5 protein-coding genes are annotated in these 5,081 nt (G+C 58.8%); 1 reads left to right on the plus strand and 4 read right to left on the minus strand.

Annotated features, from left to right (window positions below; all coding sequences use genetic code 11):
* Positions 1-206 precede the first annotated feature (206 nt).
* Positions 207-1,139 (minus strand): GDP-mannose 4,6-dehydratase, encoded by a 933-nt coding sequence (locus RMN95_RS05555; protein WP_309615954.1) that lies wholly within the window; start codon positions 1,137-1,139, stop codon positions 207-209.
* Complete coding sequence (locus tag RMN95_RS05560) at positions 1,136-2,125, minus strand: GDP-mannose 4,6-dehydratase (RefSeq protein WP_309615955.1); 990 nt, start codon at positions 2,123-2,125, stop codon at positions 1,136-1,138. Before RMN95_RS05560 ends, RMN95_RS05555 begins: the two co-directional genes overlap by 4 nt.
* A 218-nt stretch (positions 2,126-2,343) precedes the next feature.
* Here RMN95_RS05560 and RMN95_RS05565 point away from each other — a divergent pair, with 218 nt between their 5' ends.
* Positions 2,344-3,873, plus strand: coding sequence for a DUF2142 domain-containing protein (locus tag RMN95_RS05565; protein WP_309615956.1), 1,530 nt, complete (start codon positions 2,344-2,346; stop codon positions 3,871-3,873).
* Here the strand turns inward: RMN95_RS05565 and RMN95_RS05570 are convergent.
* Together RMN95_RS05570 and RMN95_RS05575 are read right to left on the minus strand one after the other, a co-directional pair.
* Positions 3,812-4,153, minus strand: coding sequence for a GtrA family protein (locus RMN95_RS05570; protein WP_309615957.1), 342 nt, complete (start codon positions 4,151-4,153; stop codon positions 3,812-3,814). The genes RMN95_RS05565 and RMN95_RS05570 overlap by 62 nt on opposite strands.
* Before the next feature lie 55 nt (positions 4,154-4,208).
* A partial coding sequence (locus RMN95_RS05575; RefSeq protein WP_309615958.1) for a glycosyltransferase family 2 protein occupies positions 4,209-5,081 on the minus strand: 873 nt, incomplete at its 5' end.

A 5,081-nucleotide genomic window follows, 5' to 3' on the forward strand; every position in this document is an offset into this window, starting at 1 on the left:
GGGCTGACTCGTATCGCTATTCTGACGGCATTGTTTGTTTCCTGCCGCACGCGGCGGTGCTGGCCACCTCCGACGTGGAATTGAGCACGCCGGACGGAACAACATGGTTCGGAAACTGAGTGCTTTCAAGAATGAATGACGCCACTCAGCACCCGGAGGCAAACCCCCGACCAGCCGGCTGCTACTAACTCGATAACCGGATACAACTAGGCTCGCAAGAGTTCCAGATCGTGGTCGACCATATTGGCGACGATTTCCTCAAAGCCAACGGTCGGGGCCCAGCCAAGTTTCTCACGGGCATACGACGCGTCTCCCACCTGTCGGGGTGCGTCACCGCTGCGTATGAACTCGTCTGAGACCGTCACGTAGGCGCGCCAGTCTGAGATTCCCACTCGGGCGAACGCCTCGGCCACGAAGTCCTGAACAGAATGATCGATGCCCGTTGCAATCACGTAGTCGCCGGGAGTGTTGGATTGAGCGACCCTGTACAGCGCGTCGACGTAGTCGGGTGCCCAGCCCCAATCGCGCCGGGCGTCGAGGTTACCCAGCTCAAGGGTGCCCTGAAGCCCCAGCGAGATTCGCACCGCCGAGGCGGTGATCTTGCGGGTAACGAAGGTCTCGGGGCGGCGCGGCGACTCATGGTTGTACAGGATGCACGACGAGGCCCACACGCCTGCGGTGCGGTACACGTTAACTAGTGAGTGCGCGTACGCTTTCGCTGCTCCGTAGGGAGAGGTTGGCTTGATCGGGGTGCGTTCCGTTTGGGGAACCTCGACGGGAGCGCCGAATATTTCAGCACTGGATGCCTGCACAAACCGTGCGCCAAGTACCCCCTGAAGAGCGGCGAGCATCTCCGAAACTGCCAGTCCGTTGATACGAGCCGTTAATTCGTGCTTCTGCCACGAACCATAGACCGAGCTGATGGCTGCCAGGTTGTATACGACATCGGGGGCCAGGGATCGGATGAGCCCGCCGATTCCCGGCTGAGACAGATCGAGCTGATGCAGCTCAACCCCGTCGACCGAATGCTCATCGGCCGAGAGTGAGGTGCCATGCACTTCGTGGTCGGCGGCTACGAGCAGTTCAGCCAGATACGAGCCATCCTGTCCGGTGACGCCGGTGATGAGGATGCGACTCATGATAGTCCAGCGAGTCTCTTCTGCTCAGCAACATCCGATTCGACCATCATGGTGACCAGTTCGGCAAAACCGACCTTGGGCATCCAACCTAATTTTTCGTGCGCCTTGGCCGAGTCGCCGATGAGAAGGTCAACTTCGGCGGGCCGCATGAAGCGCGGATCCTGAAGTACCAGCCCAGACCAGTCCTCGATTCCGACCGCCCCAAAAGCGGAATCCAGCAGCGCGGAAATGGTGTGCGTCTCTCCCGTCGAAATAACATAGTCGTCGGCGACCTCCTGCTGCAGCATGAGCCACATAGCTTCGACGTAGTCACCGGCGAAGCCCCAGTCGCGACGAGCATCGAGATTGCCAAGCGTGAGCGACTCCTGAAGACCGAGCGAGATGCGAGCAACTGCCTGACTCACCTTGCGGGTCACGAATTCGGGCCCGCGGCGCGGTGACTCGTGGTTGAAGAGCACACCCGACGAGGCGTGCATCCCGTACGATTCGCGATAATTGATCGTCATGTAGTGGCCGTACACCTTGGCGACGCCGTAGGGCGAGCGTGGCCATAGCAGGGTGTCTTCGTTCTGCGGAACCTGCTGCACCTTGCCGAACATCTCCGAACTCGATGCCTGGTAAAACCGAACCTTCTTGCCGCTGTTTCCTTCATAGAGCCGCACGGCTTCGAGAGCATTGAGCACGCCCATCCCGGTCACCTCGCTGGTCAGGTGGGCGTTCTCCCACGAGTACGCGACGAAGGAGATTGCACCGAGGTTGTAAAACTCGTCTGGCTGCGCGACGTTGAGCGCGCGAATCAGGCTCGACAGGTCGGTGAGGTCACCGGTGAGAATCTTTACATTGGGAACGACCTCTTCGAGCAGGGCCAGCTTCGGGTTGTTCTGACCGCGCATGAGGCCGTAGACCTCGTAGCCCTTTGAGAGCAGCAGTTCAGCGAGGTAGAGGCCATCCTGGCCCGTGATTCCGGTGATGAGCGCGCGTGTCATCTGTCTCATTTCTCGCATGACGTGGGTGACTGGATCACAATCACCAGCGAGAACTAAAGTAACGCACGCCGTGAGACCGAGTGACGGAAAAGCGCGCATGTGGATGGACATCTCATTCGGGTCATCACTTGCGCTCTGGTAGGTTATCCCGGTCAACCGAAAGGACCACCGTGGTAATGAGCACCGTGAAACGCTTGCGCCACCGCCTGTCGCCTTTAATGTTCGCCCCAGTCTTTGCGTTCGTCGCACTTATTTCCTGGGGGCTTTCGTCGCCCGTCGGGTCGTCACCAGACGACGAGTTCCATCTCGCCAGTATCTGGTGCGGGCAAGAGAACTCGCGATGCGCCGCAGGCGAAACTCCGGGTGAGCGAATGGTCAGTCCCGAGCTCTTGATCGACGCAGTGTGTTACGCCTACAAGCCGGGTGTGAGTGCCGAATGTCAAGGCGAGGACTTCGGATCCACCCCAGGTCAGCTCATCGAAAGCGACCGCGGAAATTTTTCCGCCCTTTACCCGCCCGTGTTTTATGCGGCGATGAGCCTGCTTGCCGGATCAAACGTTGAGACCTCCGTGATGCTGATGCGGATAGCAAACGCGGCTCTTTTCGTCGGGCTGATGACCACTACCTTCCTCCTGCTGCCCCAGCGCCGCAGATTGACTCTGGTGTGGGCGAGCGTCATCACCGCGGTCCCACTGGGGATGTTCATCATCCCCTCCACCAATCCCAGTAGCTGGGCAATTCTGTCAGCAGCGCTTCTTTGGATCTCGCTCCTCGGATACTTCGAGTCCACGGGCAAACGAAAAGTAGGTCTCGCTGTGGTCGCCCTAGTCGCGGCTGTAATGGGGGCCGGAGCTCGCGCTGACGCCGCCCTATACGCGATACTCGCAATCGCGCTTGTGATGCTGATCACCGCCCGCCGCGATGCGGGCTACTGGATTCAAGCGATCCTCCCGGCATCTCTGATTGCCGTGGCCGGCCTGCTGTATCTCACGGCAAATCAGTCCGCTGCTTTGACGGCTGGCTTGCCCCCTGTCGACGGCGGGATCGGGCTGAGCCCCATCGGGCTCATTGCGTCTAACCTCCTTCTGGTTCCCTCCCTATGGGCTGGTGTCTTTGGATCGTGGAACCTCGGATGGCTCGACACTGCTCTGCCCCCCACTGTCTGGATCGCCACGCTCGGGTCATTTTGTGCCGTGGCCTACGTTGGAATCGGATCGAAGGTTCGTCGTAAGACGCTCGCCTTAGCGATTGTGCTTGCAGCGCTCTGGCTCGTTCCCACCGTCGTATTGGTGCGAACTAACGCCTTGGTGGGCTCGTATGTTCAACCCCGATACATCCTGCCTCTGATGATTTTGTTAGCGGGATTTGCTCTGCTTCAACGCAGATCTACTCAGGATGGCTCAGACACGCCCCTGCACCTCACGAGCCTCCAGGCGTTGGTACCCGTCGTAGCGCTGTCAGTAGCCAATTCGATCTCTCTCCACACCAACATTCGTCGCTATGTCACGGGCACCGACCTGTCCGGGGTCAATCTGGATACGAACCATGAATGGTGGTGGTCGATCCCAACCTCGCCGATGTTCGTCTGGATCGTCGGTTCGATCTCGTTCGCGCTTCTGCTCTTTTGCCTTTGCTCCCTCCTCATTAGACGACGGGAAGCATCCACGGTCATGTCAGCCAACTCCGCTACGCCCGACTGGACTCCGGACGATCTCGAAATACCCACTGCCTCATTGCCAGGTAGTTGAAGGCGGCAACGACAGCTATCGATACGACCTTTGCCACGATCGGGGTCAGACCGATCGCAACACCCAGAGCCACGAGAGCCACGCTGAGACCGAGGTTGACGATCACAAGGGCTATGTACCGCCAGAAGTGACCTTTACCACTCGCCCGGAAAACAACGCGGCGGTTGCCGCTGTAGTTGATCACGAAGGCGCTTATAAAGCTGAAAGCCGAAGCGACCACGGGCATCACTCCTATTGTTGTGAGCAGCAGGAAAACTCCGGCGTCGACGGAAGCGCTCATACCCCCAACAACAAGAAAGGTGAGCACCTCACGTGCTCGAGATCGAGAGTGCACGCTATCTAGGGGTGGCCTGGATATCGAGCATAAAGGCCTGCAACAGCAATTGGGTGCCTAGTAAAGCAGGTGCGACCGAGAGTAGCCAGGTTCCCGTCGTCACAGTACCCGGGTCGACAGCACTCACAGCGATGGCCCAGATACCAACCACAAGCCCTAACAGCACGAGCGGAATACCCACCAACATCAGCAGCGCGATCGGCGAAAATGACCAGAGCACGTACTTCGTCCAGATACGACGCCAGAAGCCGCCAGTAAGAGTGACCAGAAGTCTGGGCACTACTTTATGAAGCTTCATGCCCGACACTTCCTCGCCGTAGATAGCGGGAATGGGCACATCTAGCGCGCGGACGTTGGCGATGTTCAACCAGATCAACAGGTCGTTCTCGAAGTCATAGCGTTCCGCAACGCGATGTAGGGGAATGGCCTCGAGGGATGCCCGTGAAATCGCGGTATACCCATTCTGTGGATCCACCAGATCCCAGTATCCCGACGACACCTTGGTCATAAACGTCAGCACCATGTTGCCGAAGACACGATGTCGAGGCATGCCCGAAAAACTCTTCATCGAAAAGAAACGGTTTGCTTTGGTGAACCCGTATCCTCTGTCGGCGATCGGATCGATGAGGCTCTCCAGATAACTCGGGTCCATCTGGTCGTCACCGGCCATGATCACGCTGACGTCCGCCCCCAGTTCGAGCGCACGGCGGTGACCTGTGATGATCGCGCCTCCCACTCCCTTGTTTACGGCGTGACGAATTACCTCCGTGCGCTGATCTGCCGCGGCGAGAGCGACCTGGTAGGTGTCATCGGGGCTCATGTCGTCGATGACGATGATGTGGTCAACGAACGGAGGAATTCTTTCGATCACGGC

The organism is Salinibacterium sp. (assembly GCF_031364185.1).
Lineage (GTDB): Bacteria > Actinomycetota > Actinomycetes > Actinomycetales > Microbacteriaceae > Rhodoglobus.